At 72.9% G+C, this 18911-nt stretch carries 12 protein-coding genes; 4 read left to right on the top strand and 8 right to left on the bottom strand.

The window, feature by feature from the left end; translation table 11 throughout:
• Window positions 1-15: 15 nt before the first annotated feature.
• The 4 genes from narI to EV376_RS14590 are packed head-to-tail and all read right to left on the bottom strand — an operon-like array spanning window position 16 to window position 6839.
• On the bottom strand, window positions 16-786 hold the full coding sequence (gene narI, locus EV376_RS14575) for a respiratory nitrate reductase subunit gamma (RefSeq protein ID WP_130323592.1): 771 nt from the start codon (window positions 784-786) through the stop codon (window positions 16-18).
• A gap of 55 nt (window positions 787-841) precedes the next feature.
• The gene (gene narJ, locus EV376_RS14580) at window positions 842-1462 is read right to left on the bottom strand and encodes a nitrate reductase molybdenum cofactor assembly chaperone (protein WP_130323594.1); all 621 of its coding nucleotides are present in this window, start codon (window positions 1460-1462) and stop codon (window positions 842-844) included.
• Entirely contained in the window at window positions 1459-3156 is a 1698-nt protein-coding gene (gene narH, locus EV376_RS14585) for a nitrate reductase subunit beta (RefSeq protein WP_130323596.1), read from the bottom strand. The genes narJ and narH overlap by 4 nt, the downstream gene beginning before the upstream one ends.
• On the bottom strand, window positions 3156-6839 hold the full coding sequence (locus EV376_RS14590) for a nitrate reductase subunit alpha (RefSeq protein WP_130323598.1): 3684 nt from the start codon (window positions 6837-6839) through the stop codon (window positions 3156-3158). The genes narH and EV376_RS14590 overlap by 1 nt, the downstream gene beginning before the upstream one ends.
• A gap of 255 nt (window positions 6840-7094) precedes the next feature.
• On the opposite strand from EV376_RS14590, the gene EV376_RS14595 reads away from it, so the two are divergent.
• Together EV376_RS14595 and EV376_RS14600 are read left to right on the top strand one after the other, a co-directional pair.
• Window positions 7095-7802, top strand: coding sequence for a helix-turn-helix domain-containing protein (locus EV376_RS14595; RefSeq protein ID WP_130323600.1), 708 nt, complete (start codon window positions 7095-7097; stop codon window positions 7800-7802).
• Entirely contained in the window at window positions 7799-8557 is a 759-nt protein-coding gene (locus tag EV376_RS14600) for a YwiC-like family protein (protein WP_130323602.1), read from the top strand. Before EV376_RS14595 ends, EV376_RS14600 begins: the two co-directional genes overlap by 4 nt.
• A gap of 102 nt (window positions 8558-8659) precedes the next feature.
• Here the strand turns inward: EV376_RS14600 and EV376_RS14605 are convergent, their stop codons facing one another.
• The 3 genes from EV376_RS14605 to EV376_RS14615 all read right to left on the bottom strand — a co-directional run bounded on the left by EV376_RS14605 (window position 8660) and on the right by EV376_RS14615 (window position 14487).
• Entirely contained in the window at window positions 8660-10921 is a 2262-nt protein-coding gene (locus EV376_RS14605) for a catalase (RefSeq protein ID WP_130328660.1), read from the bottom strand.
• Between the two features lie 125 nt (window positions 10922-11046).
• Window positions 11047-12765: an arginine--tRNA ligase gene (gene argS / locus EV376_RS14610; protein WP_130323604.1), complete on the bottom strand. Its 1719-nt coding sequence runs from the start codon at window positions 12763-12765 to the stop codon at window positions 11047-11049.
• 282 nt (window positions 12766-13047) lie between these two features.
• Window positions 13048-14487, bottom strand: a complete 1440-nt coding sequence (locus EV376_RS14615; RefSeq protein ID WP_486482633.1) for a nitroreductase family protein — start codon at window positions 14485-14487, stop codon at window positions 13048-13050.
• Between the two features lie 85 nt (window positions 14488-14572).
• Here EV376_RS14615 and EV376_RS14620 point away from each other — a divergent pair, with 85 nt between their 5' ends.
• The gene (locus EV376_RS14620) at window positions 14573-15196 is read left to right on the top strand and encodes a CG0192-related protein (protein ID WP_130323606.1); all 624 of its coding nucleotides are present in this window, start codon (window positions 14573-14575) and stop codon (window positions 15194-15196) included.
• Between the two features lie 1138 nt (window positions 15197-16334).
• Here the strand turns inward: EV376_RS14620 and EV376_RS14625 are convergent.
• The gene (locus EV376_RS14625; RefSeq protein WP_130323608.1) at window positions 16335-18203 is read right to left on the bottom strand and encodes an adenylyl cyclase; all 1869 of its coding nucleotides are present in this window, start codon (window positions 18201-18203) and stop codon (window positions 16335-16337) included.
• 182 nt (window positions 18204-18385) lie between these two features.
• Here EV376_RS14625 and EV376_RS14630 point away from each other — a divergent pair, with 182 nt between their 5' ends.
• Entirely contained in the window at window positions 18386-18865 is a 480-nt protein-coding gene (locus EV376_RS14630) for a hypothetical protein (protein ID WP_130323610.1), read from the top strand.
• Window positions 18866-18911: the final 46 nt, after the last annotated feature.

The raw sequence follows: 18911 nt of genomic DNA on the forward strand, positions 1-18911 counted from the left end.
GCGCTGCCTCCATCCTCACCGGGTCGAGCGGGCGCGCCGGCCGCGCTGGCTGGGCGGCGTCGGCGGCCCCTCCCAGCCGGGGCGGGCCGGGCGCAGCCCGGGGCGCTCGTCCCGGCTGCGGTAGACGACGTACGGGCGGGTGAGGTAGCCGACCGGCGCGCTGAAGGCGTGCACCAGCCGGGTGAACGGCCAGAAGGCGAAGAGCGCGAACGCCGCCACGACGTGGATCTGGAAACCGACCGGCACACCGGCCATCAGCTCCGGATCCGGGCTGAGGTAGAACAGCGACCGGAACCACGGCGAGATGGTCTCCCGGTAGTCGTAGCCGGGGCCGGTGACATTGGCCCGGACCGTGGACCACAGGCCGAGGACGATGACCCCGGTCAGGACCACGTACATCGCCTTGTCGTTGCGGGTGGTCGCGGCGAAGACCGGGCCGGTCAGCCGGCGGCGGGCGATGAGGATGCCGAGGCCGATCAGGGTGCAGAAGCCGGCGACCGTGCCGATGAACACGGCCATCAGGTGGTAGGTGTGCTCGGTGATCCCGACCGCCTCGGTCCACGACTTCGGCACCAGCAGGCCCCCGACGTGACCGATGAGGACCATCAGCACGCCGAAGTGGAACAGCGGGCTGCCCCAGCGCAGGACGGTGCTCTCGTAGAGCTGGGAGGAGCGGGTGGTCCAGCCGAACTTGTCGTAGCGGTAGCGCCAGATCAGGCCGCCGACCAGCACGGCCAGCGCCAGGTACGGGTAGACGACCCAGAGCAGCACGTTCACGGTGTTCACCGGTGCCACCTTTCGTTCGCGACTGCGGCACTCCGCTGCGCCGCGTTCCCCGCGCTCACCGGCGACCTCCGGTGGTGTTGACGAGGCCGAACGGTTCGAGGCCGACCTGTTCCACCGGCGGGCCGGTGCGGGCCAGTTGGGCGGCGGCGGCGAGGTCGGCGGGCCGGGCGGGCGGCAGCATCGCGCGGACCGCGACGATCGCGTGCCGGTATACCGACCGCTCCCGTCCCAGCGCTTCGACCAGCAGGTCGAGGCCCACGCGGTTGTCCCGCAGCAGCCGCCAGCCACTCTCGTCGGCGGCCGCCAGGTCGAGCAGCGCCGGCAGGAAGTCGGGCAGCTCACCGTCGACCAGAGCCAGACCCGCCCGCTTGTAGACGGCGGCGAAACCCACCAGCGCCTCGCCGCGGCGGCGGGTGTCGCCGCAGGTGTAGTAGCTCAGGTGCAGGCAGCAGCGTCGCCGGAAGTCGAACAGCTGGACGTACCCGGCGCGCAGCTCGCCCGGTGGGGTCGACTCGCGGTGGGCCACGACCTCCCGCAGTGGTCCGGCCACCTCGGCCGGCAGCCCGTCCAGGGCGGCCCGGATCGTGGGCAGGACCGCCAGGACCTCCTCGTCGGGGTAGCGCAGCAGCAGGGACGCCGCGCGGGCGGCCACCGGCCGCCAGGACGGCCGGCTCACGGCTGGCCCCCGTTCACCCGGTCGGACTCGGGTCGGCGCGGCGGGAAGAGGCCCTTGGGTGTGCCCTTGCCGTCCCAGTTGAGCAGGTTGACCCGGCGGGGCTCGTCGCCCGGGTCGACGAACCCCTCGGAGGTCTGCCGGTCGCGCAGCATGTGGAACGTCTCCACCTGCACCGGCACCGGGTTGCCGGAGGACTCGCCGAACGGCCCCTGCCCGTACGGGCCGCCGCCGCCCATGCCGGGGCCGCCCTCGTAGTCCAGGCTGCACTCGGTGGCGATCTTCTCCAGCCGGTGCGCGTCCTCGGCGTGCGCGGTGGGGATGACGTACCGCTGCTCGTACTTGGCGATGGCGAGCAGCCGGTACATGTCGTCCATCTCGGCGCCGGTCATGCCGACCGCGGCGGCGATCGACTCGTCCGGCGCCTCGCCCAGATTGATCCGCCGCTGGTAGGCGCGCATCGCGGCGAGCCGGTTGAGCACCGCCCGCACCGGGTGCGGGTCGCCGGCGGTGAACAGCTCGGCGAGGTACTCCACCGGGATCCGCAGCGCGTCGATGGCACCGAAGAGGTTGCCGGCCGCCTCGCCGTCGTGCCCGGTGTCGCGCAGCGCGTCCACGACCGGGGACAGCGGCGGGATGTACCAGACCATCGGCATGGTGCGGTACTCCGGGTGCAGTGGCAGGGCCACCTCGTACTTCATGATCAGATCCCAGATCGGGGAGCGTTGCGCGGCCTCGATCCAGTCGTCGGGGATGCCGGCGGCCCGGGCGGCGGTGACCACCGCGGGGTCGTGCGGGTCGAGGAAGACCGAGCGCTGCGCGGCGTACAGGTCGTGCTCGTCCTTGACAGCGGCGGCCTGGGTGACCAGGTCGGCGTCGTAGAGCATGAGGCCCAGGTAGCGCAGTCGGCCGACGCAGGTTTCGGAGCAGATGGTGGGTTGGCCGATCTCGATGCGTGGGAAGCAGAAGGTGCATTTCTCGGCTTTGCCGGTGCGGTGGTTGAAGTAGACCTTTTTGTAGGGGCAGCCGGTGATGCACATCCGCCAGCCCCGGCAGCGGTCCTGGTCGACCAGGACGATGCCGTCCTCGCTGCGTTTGTAGATCGCCCCGGACGGGCAGGACGCGGCGCAGGACGGGTTGAGGCAGTGCTCGCAGATCCGCGGCAGGAAGAACATGAAGGTTTTCTCGTACTCCTGCCGGATCTGGTCGGAGACCTTCGCCAGCACCGGGTCACCGGCGGCGACCTCGTTGCCGCCGGCGAGCGAGTCGTCCCAGTTGGCGCTCCAGGTGATCTTCGTGTCCTGGCCGGTGAGCAGCGACTTCGGGCGGGCCACCGGCGTGTCGTCACCGGCCGGTGCGCTGATCAGGTGCTCGTAGTCGTAGGTCCACGGCTCGTAGTAGTCGCGCATGGACGGCAGTTTCGGGTTGGCGAAGATGCTGAACAGCTTCTTCACCCGCCCGCCGGCGCGCGGCTTGAGCCGCCCGGAGCGGGTGCGCACCCAGCCGCCCTGCCAGCGCTGCTGGTCCTGGTACGTGCGCGGGTAGCCCTGGCCGGGGCGGGTCTCCACGTTGTTGAACCACACGTACTCGACCCCGGACCGGTTGGTCCACGCCTGCTTGCAGGTCACCGAGCAGGTGTGGCAGCCGATGCACTTGTCGAGGTTCATCACCATCGCCATCTGCGCCATCACCCGCATCAGTACCGCACCTCCTGCGAGCGGCGGCGGATCACCGTGACCTCGTCGCGCTGGTTACCGGTCGGCCCGAGATAGTTGAACGCGAACGACAGCTGCGCGTACCCGCCGATGAGGTGGGTGGGCTTGACCAGCAGCCGGGTCAGCGAGTTGTGGATGCCGCCGCGCCGGCCGTTGACCTCGGCCTTCGGCACGTCGATCACCCGCTCCTGGGCGTGGTACATGTAGACCGTGCCCTCGGGCATCTTGTGGCTGACCACCGCCCGGCACACCACGACACCGTTGCGGTTGACCGCCTCGATCCAGTCGTTGTCCCGCACCCCGATCTTCGCCGCGTCGGCCTCACTCATCCACATCGTCGGCCCGCCCCGGGAGAGGGTGAGCATGATCAGGTTGTCCTGGTACTCCGAGTGGATGGACCACTTCGAGTGCGGCGTCAGGTATCGGACGGTGATCTCCAGTTCGCCGTTGGCGCCGAGTCGCGGCTCGCCGAAGAGCCTGTGCATGTCCAACGGCGGCCGGAACACGGGCAGTGCCTCACCCGCCTCCTGCATCCAGTCGTGGTCGAGGAAGAAGTGCTGCCGCCCGGTGAGCGTGTGCCACGGTTTGAGCCGCTCGGTATTGATGGTGAACGGCGAGTAGCGCCGCCCACCATGCTCACTACCCGACCACTCCGGACTCGTGATCACCGGCACCGGACGCGACTGGGTGTCGGCGAAGGTGATCTGCTTGCCCTCGTGCTCGGCGGCCAGGTCCGCCAGGCGTACGCCGGTGCGTTTCTCCACGTCCCGGAAGCCGGCGGTGGCCACCCGGCCGTTCGTGGTGCCGGACAGCGCGAGGATCGCCTCGCAGGCGTGCACGTCCGTCGCCAGCGACGGCCGCCCGTCTGCCGCGCCGCCCCGGATCTCACCGTTCTTGTGGCGCAGGTACTCCACCTCGGGCCGGACGTCCACCGACACGCCCTTGCCGCTGGTGCCGAGCGTGTCCAGCATCGGGCCCAGCGCGGCCAGCTTGGCGGCGACCGCACCGTAGTCCCGCTCGACCACCATCAGCTTCGGCATCGTCCGGCCCGGCACCGGGGTCTCGCCGGTGGTCGCCCAGTCGCGTACCCGGCCGTGCGGGGTCGCCATCGCGTCGGCGGTGTCGTGCAGCAGCGGCGCCGCCACCAGGTCCCGCCGCACGCCCAGGCGCCCCGCCGCCAGCGTGGAGAACGCCTTCGCGATGCCGTGGAAGGCGTCGAAGTCGGTACGGGTCTGCCACGGCGGGTTGATCGCCGGGGTGAACGCGTGCACGAACGGGTGCATGTCGGTGCTGCTCAGGTCGTGCTTCTCGTACCAGGTGGCGGCCGGCAGCACGACGTCGGAGAACAGCGTCGTGGAGGTCATCCGGAAGTCGAGGCTCAGCAGCAGGTCGAGCTTGCCCTCCGGGGCCTCGTCCCGCCAGGTGACGTCCTGCGGGCGCAGCTCGGCCGGCGCCTCCTCGGCCCGCAGGTTCGCGTCGGTGCCGAGCAGGTGGCGCAGGAAGTACTCGTTGCCCTTGGCGGACGAGCCGAGCAGATTCGCCCGCCACACCGTGAGTACCCGTGGCCAGTTCTGCGGCGCGTCCGGGTCGGTGCAGGCGAACCGGACGTCGCCCCGGCCGACCTGCTCGGCGACCCAGCCCGCGGGGTCGTCCGGCGACTCGGTGAGGGCCTCGTCGGCCAGGTCGAGCGGATTGCGGTCGAAGGTCGGCATGGACGGCATCCAGCCCAGCCGGGCCGACTGGGCCAGCAGGTCCATCGTGTGCTTCCCGGCGAACGCGCCGTTGCCGGTGGGGGAGGCGACCACGTCGGCGGAGTACGTGTCGTAGCGCCACTGGTCGGTGTGGACGTACCAGTAGCCGGTGCCGATCATCTGCCGTGGCGGGCGGACCCAGTCCAGCCCGAACGCGAGCTGCTGCCACCCGGTGACCGGCCGGCACTTCTCCTGCCCGACGTAGTGCGCCCAGCCGCCGCCGTTGACCCCCTGGCAGCCGGTCAGCGTCGTCAGCGCCAGGATCGCCCGGTAGGTGGCGTCGGCATGGAACCAGTGGTTCGTCCCCGCGCCCAGCAGGATCATCGACCGGCCGCCGGAGCGCTCGGCGTTGTCGGCGAACTCCCGGGCCACCCGCGCCACCTGCGCCGCCGGCACACCCGTGATCGGCTCCTGCCACGCCGGCGTGTACGGCACCTCGACGTCGTCGTACCCGGCCGGCCACTGCCCGGGCAGCCCGTCGCGGGCCACCCCGTACTGCGCGAGCAGCAGGTCGAAGACGCTGGTCACGATGATCTCTTCGCTCGCGGAGGCCCGCCGCACCGTGCGGGTGGGCACGCCCCGGCGCAGCACCTGCGGGGTGTCGGTGTCGAAGCGGGGAAGTTCGACCTCGACCGGCTCACCCGCGCCGAGGCAGGTCAGCGCCGGCTCCAGGTCGCCCAGGTCGAGGTTCCACTGGCCGGGCTGCGCGCCCCAGCGGTGGCCGAGACTGCCGCGCGGCACGGCCGGCGCGTCGGTCGCGGAATCCCAGAGCACCGGCCGGAACGCCGCCTCCCGGTCGGTCTCACCGAGGTCCGCGGCGGTGAGGAACTTCCCCGGCCGGTACGCCCCGCCCGCCCCCGGCTCCAGCGTGATCAGGAACGGCAGGTCGGTGAAGCGGCGTACATAGTCGACGAAGCGCGGGGTGCGCCGGTCGACGAAAAACTCCTTGAGGATCACGTGCCCCATCGCCATCGCCAGGGCGCCGTCGGTACCCGGCTGCGCCGGCATCCACTCGTCGGCGAACTTGACGTTGTCGGCGAAGTCCGGGCTGACCACGACGACCTTCTGACCCCGGTACCGCGCCTCGGCCATCCAATGCGCGTCCGGCGTCCGGGTCACCGGGACGTTGGAGCCCCACATGACGAAGTACGAGGCGTCCCACCAGTCACCGGACTCCGGCACGTCGGTCTGGTCGCCGAACACCTGTGGTGAGGCCACCGGCAGGTCCGCGTACCAGTCGTAGAAGGACAGCATCGACCCGCCGAGCAGCGAGATGAACCGCGCACCCACCGCATGCGACACCATCGACATCGCGGGAATCGGCGAGAAGCCGGCGATCCGGTCCGGACCGTACTCGCCGATCGTGTGCACGTGCGCGGCGGCGACCATCTCCAGCGCCTCGTCCCAGGAGATCCGCACCAGACCACCCTTGCCGCGGGCCCGCTGGTAGCGGCGCCGCCGCCGCGGGTCCGCCTGGATGTCCGCCCACGCCGCCACCGGATCCCCCAGCCGACGCTTCGCCTCCCGGTACATCTCCACCAGCACACCCCGCGCGTACGGATACCGCACCCGCGTGGGCGAATACGTGTACCAGGAGAAGGCGGCGCCCCGGGGGCAGCCGCGCGGCTCGTACTCCGGACGGTCCGGCCCGACACTCGGATAGTCCGTCTGCTGCTGCTCCCACGTGATGATCCCGTCCCGGACATACACCTTCCAGGAACACGACCCCGTGCAGTTCACCCCGTGCGTCGAGCGCACCACCTTGTCATACGACCAACGATCCCGATAGAACGCGTCCGCCTCCCGGCCGCCGACCTGGTGCAACGTCCGTCCGTCGGCGGAAACCTCCGCCCGCCGCACCAGGCCGCCCACCCCCAGCAGGGCCCGCTGGGCGCTCTCGGTCGCTCGCGACATACGCCTCATTCCCTCGGTCGTGACGTGCTGCCCACCGTGGCCCGGATCTTGTCTGGGCGCAACCCGAGCGGCACCCTGTCGCCATCGTGCCGAGGGACGACGGACGACAACCGGGCCGAAGGTCCCGAGATCATCCGGAGTTGTGCTCAGCCACTCTGACGGGCGGATGATCCGGTCCCAGGCGTTGATCGGCAGGAGTGTGACAGGACACCCTCCGTGGTTTTGGCGGCGTTCTTCGTTGTAACGTTATTTAGCGTGAAAACCCCGAGAACAGGGCCGAGTGGGGAGGTCATCGACGCCACCCGGCACCGGGCCCTCGGCACCGCGAGCCGGGCCTCGATCCTGGAGCTGGTGCGCGCCGCCGGCGGTGGCCTGACCATCGCCGAGGCCAGCGAACGGACCGGTCTGCACCCCTCCACCGCCCGCAGCCACCTCGACCGGCTGGTCGGTGCCGGCCTGCTCGTCAAGGCACGCGCCAGCGGCGGACAGCCGGGCCGGCCGGCGTGGCGCTACCGGGTTGCCACCGAGGAGACCCCCGCCCCGGCGCCCTACCGCGCCCTCGCCGCCGCCCTCCTCGACCACCTCGCCCGGCACGGCCGGGGTGACGTCCGGGCCGAGGCAGCCCGCGCCGGCCACGACTGGGGGCGCCACCTCGCCGCGGCGACACCTGCGGGCGGGAACCCAGTCGACACGCTGATCACGGTGCTGCGCGGCCTCGGCTTCGACCCCAGCCTGCACCCCACGGCCGACGGACGCACCGAGATCCACCTGTCCACCTGCCCGTTCCTCGAACTCGTGGGCCGCAACCCCGACGCCATCTGCGGGCTGCACGTGGGCGTCGTCCGTGGCGTCCTGGAGCAGGCCGGCGCCCCGCCCAACGAGGCCGTGCTGGAACCGTTCGGCGCGCCGACCGCCTGCGTGGTGCGCCTGTCCCTCCCGCCCGACGTCACCCCGCCGGCATGACCACCGCCGCCGCCCCCGCCGTCCGGCCGGTCAATCGCCGCCGCGCCGTTCGCCGCTACCTGCCGCCACAGCACGGCGCCTGGGCGATGCTGCTGCTGCCGTACCTGGTCGGGGTCGTGCTGGTCGGGCCGCGCTGGCCGCACCTGCCGCTGCTCGGCGCCTGGCTCGGCGGTTACCTGCTGTCGTACTACGTCTTCCAGGCCGTCAAGAGCCGGCGGCCGCGCCGGTTCGCCGCGCAGCTCCGGGCGTACGCGCTGGTCACGACGCCCCTCGCGGCGGCGGTGGTGCTGGCCCGGCCGGCGGCGCTGTGGTATGCGCCGGCCTTCGCCGTGCTGCTCGCGGTCAACGCCGGGTACGCGTGGCGGCGGCGCGAGCGGGCGCTGCTGAACGACCTCGCCTCGGTGGCACAGAGCTGCCTGCTGGTCTTCGTCGTGGCCACGGTCGCCGGCGTGCCCCCGGCGCGGGTCGTCCCCGCGTTCGTGGCCCTGCTGCTCTACCTGACCGGCACGGTCCTCTACGTCAAGACGATGATCCGGGAGCGGGGGAGTGCCCGCTACCTGCGCTGGTCGGTCGGCTACCACCTGGCGGCACTGGTCGCGGCCGCCCTGCTCGACCCGCTGCTCGCCCCGGTGTTCCTGGTGCTCCTGATCCGCGCCCGGCTCCTGCCGCCGCGCGGGCTGCGGCCCGCGCAGGTCGGCATGATCGAGATCGTCTGCTCGCTGCTGGTCCTCGCCTCGGTGCTCGTCGCGGCCTGACCGGCCGGAGCCGCCCGTCCCGGTGCGAGCCACCGGAGCGCTCGGGGCCGCCCAACGGGGGAGGCCCGGACCGGGACGGCCCGGGCCTCCCGACCGGTCGGGTCAGGCCACCGAGGTGGGGAACCGTTCCCAGGTCCGGTGCGCGGCCAGCAACTGCTTCACCTCACTCAGCACGTCGGTGGCGGTGTCGCCGGTGACGACACCGGGCGTACCGGTCACCCCGGCCTGCCGCAGCACGGCCTCACCGGCGCCCCACCCGCCGATCGCCTTGGCGTGCCGCCAGGCCTCCTCGACCATGAGCAGCACCCGCGGGTCCACGATCACCGTGTCGGTGGTTCCCGCCTTGGCGTCCCGGGCGGGCAGCGCGTCCGGCGCCGGTGCCGGCGCGCCGGCCAGCAGCAGGGCGTCGAACTCGACCGACCGGGCGGTGGCGAAGGTCCGCTGCACCGGCAGGCCGGCCACCGTGCCGCCGTGCGGGGCGACGAGCAGCGGGACCATGCCGGCGGCGAACACCGCCTCGCGTACCGCGCCGACGCCGTCGAGGTCGCCGTCGGGGTCCACGACGATCCCCACCATCCGACCGTCGGCCGGCCACACCCGGCCCACCTGCGACAGCGCGGGGCTGGGCGCGACGTCGGCGAGCGGAACGGTCGGCGCCGGGGCGGGCAGGCCCAGGCCGGTGGCGACCTGCGCGCACAGCACCGGGTCGATGTTGGCCAGACACTGGAGCTGCCGCTCCTTGATCGCCTGGTGGTAACACTTGCCCAGCTCGAAGGTGTACGCGCGGATGATGTGCTCCTTCTCGACCGGCGACATGCTCAGCCAGAACAGGCGCGCCTGGCTGAAGTGGTCGTCGAACGAGACCGGGTTCGCGCGTACCTTTGGTGCCTCCGCGACCGTCACCGGCACGTCGACGAACGCGTTCTCCGCGTCGCCGGCCGGGAAGGGGTTGCCGCCGTCGAGCGAGTTCGGCCGGTACGGCGCGACTCCCGCGTGGACGGCGTGCTGGTGGAAGCCGTCGCGCAGCAGGTCGTTGACCGGGGCGTGCGGCCGGTTGATCGGGATCTGCGAGAAGTTCGGGCCGCCCAGGCGGGTGAGCTGCGTGTCGACGTACGAGAAGAGCCGGCCCTGCAACAGCGGATCGTTCGTGACGTCGATGCCCGGCGGCAGGTGCCCGACGTGGAAGGCGACCTGCTCGGACTCGGCGAAGAAGTTCGTCGGCGTGCGGTTGAGCACCAGCCGCCCCACCGGCTGCACCGGCGCGAGCTCCTCCGGGACGATCTTCGTCGGGTCCAGCAGGTCGATCCCGGCGAACGTCTCCTCCGGGGTGTCCGGGAACACCTGGAGACCGAGTTCCCACTCCGGGTACGCGCCCGCCTCGATCGCGTCGTACACGTCCCGGCGGTGGAAGTCCGGGTCGATGCCGTTCAGCAACTGGGCCTCCTCCCAGGCGAGGGAGTGCACGCCGAGCTTCGGCTTCCAGTGGAACTTGACCAGCACCGTCTCCCCGGCGGCGTTGACCAGCCGGAAGGTGTGCACGCCGAAGCCCTCCATCGTCCGGTACGAACGCGGGATGCCCCGGTCGGACATGTTCCACATGGTGTGGTGCTGCGCCTCGGTGTGCAGGGAGACGAAGTCCCAGAACGTGTCGTGCGCGCTCTGCGCCTGCGGGATCTCCCGGTCCGGATGGGGCTTGCCGGCATGGATGATGTCCGGGAACTTGATGGCGTCCTGGATGAAGAAGACCGGCATGTTGTTGGCGACCAGGTCGAAGGTGCCCTCGTCGGTGTAGAACTTCGTCGCGAAGCCGCGGGTGTCGCGGACCGTGTCGGCCGACCCGCGGAAGCCGAGGACGGTGGAGAACCGGACGAAGACCGGGGTCTCCCGTCCCTTCCCGAGGAAGCCCGCCCGGGTGAGCGCCTCGGCGGTGCCGTAACTCGTGAACACGCCGTGCGCTCCGGTGCCGCGGGCGTGGACCACCCGCTCCGGGATGCGCTCGTGGTCGAAGTGGGTGATCTTCTCGCGGAAGTGGTGGTCCTGGAGCAGGATCGGCCCGCGTGGCCCCGCCTTGAGCGAATGGTCGGTGTCCCGCAGCCGCGCGCCCTGCGAGGTCGTGAGGTACGCGCCCTGCTGGCCCTTCGCGATCGCCGGTGCCCCGGTCTCCGCGCCGGTCGGGGTACGGGTCTCGGGGGCGCCCTGCTCCTTCTTCGGTGGCAGCGGGTCGTGCGGGGTGGTCGGCTCCTCGACGGTCGGGGGCGCGCTGCCCGGCGCGCCGGGCACGTCGGGCGTGAGAACGTCGGTCAACTTCTCGGCGGCGGCCTCCACGACGTCCTTGACCGCCTTGGCGGGCTTGCTGGCATCCATCTGGGCGGGTTCCTCCATCGGGGCTGCTGGGAACGTGCCCTGAACGCCCTACCCCCGGTCGAGGGGTAGAAACGCGGCGTTCCCGACACCACCTGGTTGTTTCGGCCCGCGCGCGGACCCCGCGCTCACATCCGTTCCGGAGTGCGGATGCCGAGCAGGTGCAGGCCCTGCCGCAGCACCCGGGCGGTCAGGTCGCAGAGCAGCAGCCGGCTGTCGCGTACCGGCGCGGCGGCGGCCAGCACCGGGCAGCGTTCGTAGAAGCCGCTGAACGTGGTGGCGAGCCGGTGCAGGTACCCGGCGAGCTGGTGGAACTCCAGGGACCGCTCGACGGCGCCGACGACCGCCGCGAAGCCGGTCAGCTCCATCGCGAGCGCCCGCTCCGCCGGGTCGGTCAGCCGCACCGTGGCCGCCGGCGGCGGGAGCTGGCCTGCCCGCCGGAAGATGGACCGGATCCGGGCGTAGGCGTACTGGAGGTAGGGGGCGGTGTTGCCGTCCAGCGACAGCATCCGGTCCCAGTCGAAGACGTAGTCGCGGTTGCGGTCGGTGGACAGGTCGGCGTACTTCACCGCCCCGACCCCCACCGCCCGCCCGACCGCAGCCACCTCGACCTCGCCCAGGTCGGGGTTCTTCCGGCGGGCCAGCTCCGTGGCGCGGGCCACCGCCTCGTCGAGCAGTGCGGCGAGCTTCACCGAGTCCCCGCTGCGGCTGCGCAGCATCCGCCCGTCCGTGCTGAGGATCGAGCCGAAGCCGACGTGCTCGGCCCGGGTGCCCTCCGGGAGCCAGCCGGCGAGTGCGGCCACCGCGAAGACCAGCTCGAAGTGCTGCCGCTGGGGCAGGCCCACGACGTACAGCAGCCGGGTGGCGGCGATCTCGCCGGTGCGGTGCCGGAGCGCGGCCAGGTCCGTGGCCGGGTAACCGAAGCCGCCGTCGGCCTTGCGGACGATCAACGGCAGCCGGCGGCCGTCCCGCCCGCTGAAGCCGGGCGGGAAGACGCAGGCGGCGCCGCCGCTGTGGGTCAGCAGGCCGAGCCGGTCGAGCTCGTCCACCACCGGCGCGAGCAGGTCGTGGTAGCTGCTCTCGCCCCGGAAGTCGGCGTCGGCCAGGGTGACGTCGAGCCGGTCGTAGACGCGCAGGAAGTACGCCGTGGACTGGGCGACGAGCACCCGCCACAGCCGCAGCGTGCGCTCGTCACCGCCCTGCAGCGCGACCACCCGGGACCGGGACCGTTCCCGGAAGTCGTCGTCGGCGTCGAACTTCGCCCGCGCCGACCGGTAGAACGAGTCGAGGTCGCCGACCGACAGCTCCCGGACCGCCTCGTCCTCGCCGAGGTCGAGCAGGTGCTCGATCAGCATGCCGAACGGGGTGCCCCAGTCGCCGAGGTGGTTGGCCCGAACCACCCGGTGGCCCCGCCAGCCGAGCAGCCGGGCCACCGCGTCGCCGATGACGGTCGAGCGGAGGTGCCCGACGTGCATCTCCTTGGCGACGTTCGGCGCCGAGTAGTCGACCACCACCGTCTCCGGCCGGTCGCAGACCGGGACGCCCAGGCGCCGATCCGCGGCCAGGCCGGACACCAGGTCACCGAGGGCGGCGTCCGCGACGGTGAGGTTGATGAAGCCGGGACCGGACACCTCCGCCGTGGCGCACAGGTCGGCGAGGTCCGCCCCGGCCAGGGCCTCGGCCGCGACGTCCCGGGGCGCACGGCCGAGCCGCCGCGCCAGCGGGAGCGCCGCGTCCGACTGGAAGTCCGCGTACTGCGAGCGGCGCACGCCGGGGTCGACGGGACTGCCCGCCACCGCGGCGAACGCCGGCGCCAGCCGGTCGGACAGCAACTTCTCCAGATCCATCGGGTCTGCCGATCTCGTTCGGACCCGCGCCGAAAGGCGGGTCGCCGGATGGGAATCCGGACGGATCGACGGACGGCTCCGAGGGGGGGACCGGGCGGGTCGATCCGCCCGTTCGCAGGTGACGTCGGCTCAGGCGGTCGTGGCTCGCAGGCGAGCCGCCGAACGTCGACGTCGCTCCACACCCGCCCGCACGGCGCACCGGGGCCGGTTGCTGGGGACGGCGGAGCCACTCATGCCCGGCACTCTACGCGGCCGGCGGCGGCGGTGGCCATCCGATAGCGGTCAGCTGCCGCCGATGCGGGGGCGGACCGGGCGGACCTCGACCGGCTCGCCGGGCCGGCCACCCGGCCGGGACGCGTACTCGGGCACGCCCACGCAGGTGAAGAGCAGCGCGGCCAGGTCGTCCGGCTCGCCGAGCAGGCCCGGCACCGCGGAGTCGTTGAACGTCATCCCGGAGGCGCCGGCGCCCAGGGCGTACGCCGCGAGGTGCAGCCGGCCCTCGACGAGCCCGGCGGCGAGCTGCGCGTCCCGGTAGGACCGGTCGTCGAGGACGGACGCGCGGGTGGCGGCGATGACGACGTACCCGGCGTCGGCGGCGAGACCCTGGTCGAGGCAGACGCGGAGCAAGTCGTCGCGGAGGTCGCCGGTGCGCAACGGCGCCGACAGGTCGGGCCAGCGGTAGAGGCCGGGTGGCACCCCGTCGACGCCGTGGACGGCCACCCAGTGCGGCACCGCCACGCCGCGCAGGGCGGCGCTCATCGACCACTCCAGCGTGCGGCGGGGCAGCGTCCGGGAGCGGTCCATCCGGCGCTGTGACCCGCGTCGGCGTATCACCTCGTCCAGCGTGTCGGACTCCGGGACGTCCGCCAGGGTGTCGCCGGCCGGCCAGGGGTCGCCGAGTTCCGCCCGCTCGCCGGCGCGCTGCGCGGTGGTGCAGAGCGGCAGCTCCACCGGCGGCAGGTCGCCGGTGGCGGCTGGGCCGGCGGGCTCGACGGCGGGGACGCCGGCGCCGAGGGTGAGCAACGCGAGCGGATACTCGTGGACGCCGTCCGCACCGACGAGCCCGCGGATCTGCGCGTCCGGGAACAGCGAACGCAGTGCCGGCGGGTGGCCCGCGCTCGCCGCGGCGGCCGAGAGCTGGGACAGCAGCGTGCCGGCGTCCCAGTAGAGGTGCCGCCAGCCGCGTTCCGCGTACCGCCAGCCGGTCCGCCACGGCACGCCGGTCACGACGAGCGTGGTGGCCGTCCCGCCCGCGGCCGGCGCGACCTGCACGAGGGCGTGTCGCTGGCCGTCGTACCAGTGCACGCCGTCGGGCACGCCGGCGACGCCGCGCGTGCTCGCGTAGAGCTCCAGGGGGAAGCGGGCGCCCGCCGAGCCGGCCGCGCGGAAGAGGACGGGACGCCCGTTGCGCTCGGCGGTCCGGACCACGCCGGCGCCGAGGAAGAGCACGCGACCGAGCTGCGCCGCGTCGAGCGGGCGCGCCGGGCCGAGAGCGCCGGCGAGCACGGCGGTCGCCGGCACGCCCGGGTCGGGCAGTTCGCGCGGCAACGCCACGACGGGCAGGTTCCCGGCGTACGCCTTCATCGGCGGCGGCAGCGTCGCCGGGTCGTTCGGGACGAGGTCGTGGCGGACGCGCGGGTCGTCGGCGGGCACGTCCCACTCGCGGTCCGGCACGTACGAGGTGAGCCGGTGCAGCAGGCCGGCGCCCGAGTCGAGATCCACCCGGCCATCCTGCCAGCCGGCCGGCCGGAGTGCCGGGTCCTCCGGCGCGGTGATCAACCGACGCAGTCCCGATACGATGCCGCGCATGGCGTTGTTGCACCGTGCCGACCTGAAGCCCAACAAGCTCGAACTCCTCGCCGGGTGGCTGCCCGGTCGGGCCTGGTTCGCGGGGGACGCGGGCGCGGAGGTCACCCGCGTCGCCGCGTACCGCTTCGACGACCCGGCGGGCGCGGTGGGTGTCGAGACCCTGCTCGTTCGCGCCGGCGCCGGGCCGGTCCTCCAGGTGCCGCTGACCTACCGCGATGCGCCCCTGGCCGGCGGGGAGCCGTGGCTGGTCGGCACCGCCGAGCACTCGGTGCTGGGCCGACGCTGGGCGTACGACGGCTGCGGTGACCCGGTCTACGCCGCCGTGCTGGCGGACGTTCTCCGTGGCGACGCCGGCCAGGCGGAGGAGTACTTCGAGGTCGGCGGCGTCCGCGAGGTCCGCGCGGCGCTCATGACCGTCGCGGTCGACGGGCGGGCCGACGTGCCGGCGGCCGGCGCGATCCGCCGGGTCGACGACGCCGACCCGACGGTGATCGTCACCGACGGCGTCGAGTTGGCCGTCGTGCGCCGGGTCGCCGGCGACGCGACGGCGGCGGGCGCGGTCCTCACCGGCACCTGGCCCGGCGGTCCCGGAGCTGTCCCGCTCGCGTACGTGCGGAGCTGACCGCTCCCTCGTCGGCGCTGTCGACCGGCACGTGGTGTGGGTCTTCGCGGGCCGGGACCAGGGGCGACCGGGTCGCTGGGCGCGGGTGCCGGCGCGGCTGCGGACGCGGCTCGGCGGTCGCTGCGTTGCCGGCAAGTTCCGTTGCCGCGCCGCCTGCGGCGCGTAGGTGTGGGGTAGCCACCTTTGGAGCTGATGTCGCGCGTGGATCGCGCCCGCCGGCTCGCACGGACTTCCCGCTACGCCGACGCGATCGGTCCTGCGCCGGGTCCTCGTTTCGGGGGTGCGGTCGGTCCTGCGTCGGGTTTTGGTTTCGGTGGCGCGGTCGGTCCTGCGTCGGGTTTTGGTTTCGGTGCGGTCGGTCCTGCGCCGGGTCTCCGCTCCGGCGGCGCGATCAGTCCTACACCGAGGCGAGCCGCTTCGGCGCGCTCTGATCGATGCCGACGTCGACGGGCCGGTGCCTACGCCGCGCACCGGTTGACCGTGCGGGTCCCGGATCACGCCGCTGGCCGGCGTCGGACCGGTGCCCGCGTCGCGGTTCGGTGCCGCGGTCAGATTCGATACCTGGAGGACGGGTTTTGACCCAGGGCTGACATCGTGAACTGCTCAGCTCCAAAGGCGGCCGTCGGCGACGTCGGGCCCACACCGCCCGCGAGCCGCTGTTCAGCCCGAGCCGCGGCCCGAGCCGCTGTTTCGGGGGTGCGGTCGGTCCTGCGTCGGGTTTTCGTTTCGGTGGCGCGGTCGGTCCTGCGCCGGGTCTCCGCTCCGGCGACGCGATCAGTCCTACACCGAGGCGAGCCGCTTCGGCGCGCTCTGATCGATGCCGACGTCGACGGGCCGGTGCCTACGCCGCGCACCGGTTGACCGTGCGGGTCCCGGATCACGCCGCTGGCCGGCGTCGGACCGGTGCCCGCGTCGCGGTTCGGTGCCGCGGTCAGATTCGATACCTGGAGGACGGGTTTTGACCCAGGGCTGACATCGTGAACTGCTCAGCTCCAAAGGCGGCCGTCGGCGACGTCGGGCCCACACCGCCCACGAGCCGCTGTTCAGCCCGAGCCGCGGCCCGAGCCGCTGTTCGGCCCGAGCCACGGTCGGTCCCGCGTGGGGCCGAAGCAGGTCACTCCGGCCCCACGCCGCCGGTTCACGGGATCGGGTACTCCGCGAGGTAGACCGGCGCGCCGACGCGGGTGGTGTCGGCCGCCGCACCGACACCGTTGACCACGTGGTCGATCGTGCCGGCGCTTAGGTTCACGGTCATCACGTGGTGCAGCCGCACACCGGGTCGCTCCGGCACCTCGAAGCCGTTCTCGGTGTGGATCGACGGGTTGTTCTGGTTGAACACGTACACCCCGCCGCCGTGCAGCGTGTGGTGCCGCACCCGGTCGCCGACCTTGTAGCCGGCCCACCCCTGGACGTCGCCGTTCATCCAGTCCGCCTGCGTCGGCGGGTCGTACGGCAGCTCGTTCTGGTAGAGGATCGTCGTCCCGTGCTCGCCGTTCCACACCGTGTTGTAGCGCTGGAAGTGCTCGACGAACAGCCCGGTGGCGGTGACGTGGTCGCCGTTGACGACCGCGCCGTACCGGCCGGTGTTGGTCCGCCAGCGGTCGGTGTCACCGTTGACGCCCTCGGTGAAGCCCTCGACGCCGTGGTCGCCCCGCCACACCCAGGTGTGGTCGATGAGGACGTGGTCGCTGTTGACCTCGAGCGCGGTGTGGGTCCGGCCGATGTGCGGCCCGCCGACCCGGAAGTACACGTCGGACAGCGTGATCGGGTTGCGCGCGGTGCTGTGGTTGCGCCCGTGCCGGCTGCCGACCCGCAGCAGGACCGGCGACTCCCGGAGCCCGGCGTCCACGGTCACCCCGGCCACCACGACGCCGGGCACGCCCGCGACGTCGAGCGGCACCGCGCCGTTCACGGCGGTCAGCGTGGCGTGGCCGAGCCCGAGCACGACCGTGTCCGGGCGCCGGATCTCGATGCTGCGGGCGACGTCGTACACACCGGGGGTGAGCAGCAGGTGCTTGCCGCGGGCGAGTTCCCGGTTGATCACGTGCACCGAGTCGCCCGGCTTGGCGATGAAGAAGTCGCGGATCGGGATGCTGCGGCCCGGGGTCAGGCCGGCACCCCAGGAGATGCCGCGGGTGTCCCGCCGGACGGCCGGCACCCGGACGTGGTAGCGGCCGCGGTCGTCCACGTACAGGTACGGCTTCTCCCGGCTGAGCGGCGTGGTGTCGAGCGTGGTGTACGGCGGGTCCGGGAAGCCGGCGTCGTCCGGGGCGCCGACGACGCCCGCGAAGACCTGGTTCCACACGGCGTTGGACCAGCTGCCGACCTCGCTGTTACGGGTCAGCCACTGCTGCTGGGAGCCGTTGACGACGTCCGGCAGCCGCGAGTCGGCGATGAAGCCGCCGCTGGCGTACTGCGGGCCGGCCGTGCAGTAGTCCATCAGCGACAACGTGCCGCCGCTGACGTCGAGACGGCGCATCGACACCGCCTGTGAGACGGCCCAGAAGTTCGCCGAGGACCGGCAGTCGTCCTGGCCGGTGGCGTTGATCGACAACGACAGGTTCGACAGCGTACGCCAGAAGTTGACCAGGGCGATGCAGTTGCCGGCGCCGCCGTCGGCGAGGCAACGGTTGTAGACCTCGATCTTGCCGTTGAGACGGACGTCGGTGGGGACGGCACCGAGGCCGGAGACCTCGGTGTAGTAGCCGACCTTCACCTGCAGCGGCTGCTCGGCGCTGCCGTAGCTCCCGGGCAGGAACAGGTACGCGTGCCGGGCGCTGCCCATCTCGGCGTCGACCTGTGCCGCGTGCCGGGCGTCCATGGTGGCCTGGATCTCGCTGACCGGGGTGCCCGGGCCGAAGATCGTCACGTTGGGGCCGAAGTCGGGGGTGCCCGGACGTGGTGGGCCGGCGGTGGCGGCGGGCGCCGTGGCGGCGACGGCGGTTGCCAGCGCGAGACCGAGCACCAGGGCCCGGCGTCCGCGCCGTCGTGTGCCGTGGGTGGTCATGCGTTCGTCCTCTCGGGAGGTGGCGGAAGTGAGAGAGCGCTCTCCGAACGAGTCGTGCGGTGGTTGGGATCGACGACGGGGGATCGGAACTGTTTCTACCGGGTGAACGCGCCGGGTGGAAGGGGCCACTCCGACGTCCTCGGCGGACGCCCGGGCGCCGCCTGTCAACGTATCGTTGACACATGACGTCCGAACTGGACCGGCTCGCCGAGGTGACCGCCGCCCGGGCGCGGCTCGACGACGAGGAGTTGACGCTGATCGACCGGGCCCGGCACGCCGGGGCGACCTGGGCTCAGATTGCCACCGTGCTCGGCCTGGCCAGCCGGCAGGCGGCCGAGCAGCGGCGCCAGCGGCTCGCCGCGGCGGCCCGGGTCCGGCGAGCGGCCGGCGACGCGCCCTTCGGCCCCCGGGCCGCCGCTCTCCGCGCCGCCGTCGCGGAACTCGACCGGTGGATCGCCGCCGACCGGCGCTGGGACGGTCGCTTCGCCGCTGCTCCGCTGGTGCGGCGCACCGTCACCGCGGCCCTGGACGCGCCGCCCGGCCCGCTGCACTCACTGGCCCGGCACGTGGTGGCCGACCTCGCCGCGGCCGGGCCGGACCGGGTGCCGGCCCGGGCCTGGGCGGTCGCCGACGCCGTCCGGGCGCTGTCAACGCCACGTTGACGCCACGCCCAGATCTTGCGGCGACACGACTCAGGTTTGGAGGATC

Source organism: Micromonospora sp. CNZ295, assembly GCF_004217535.1.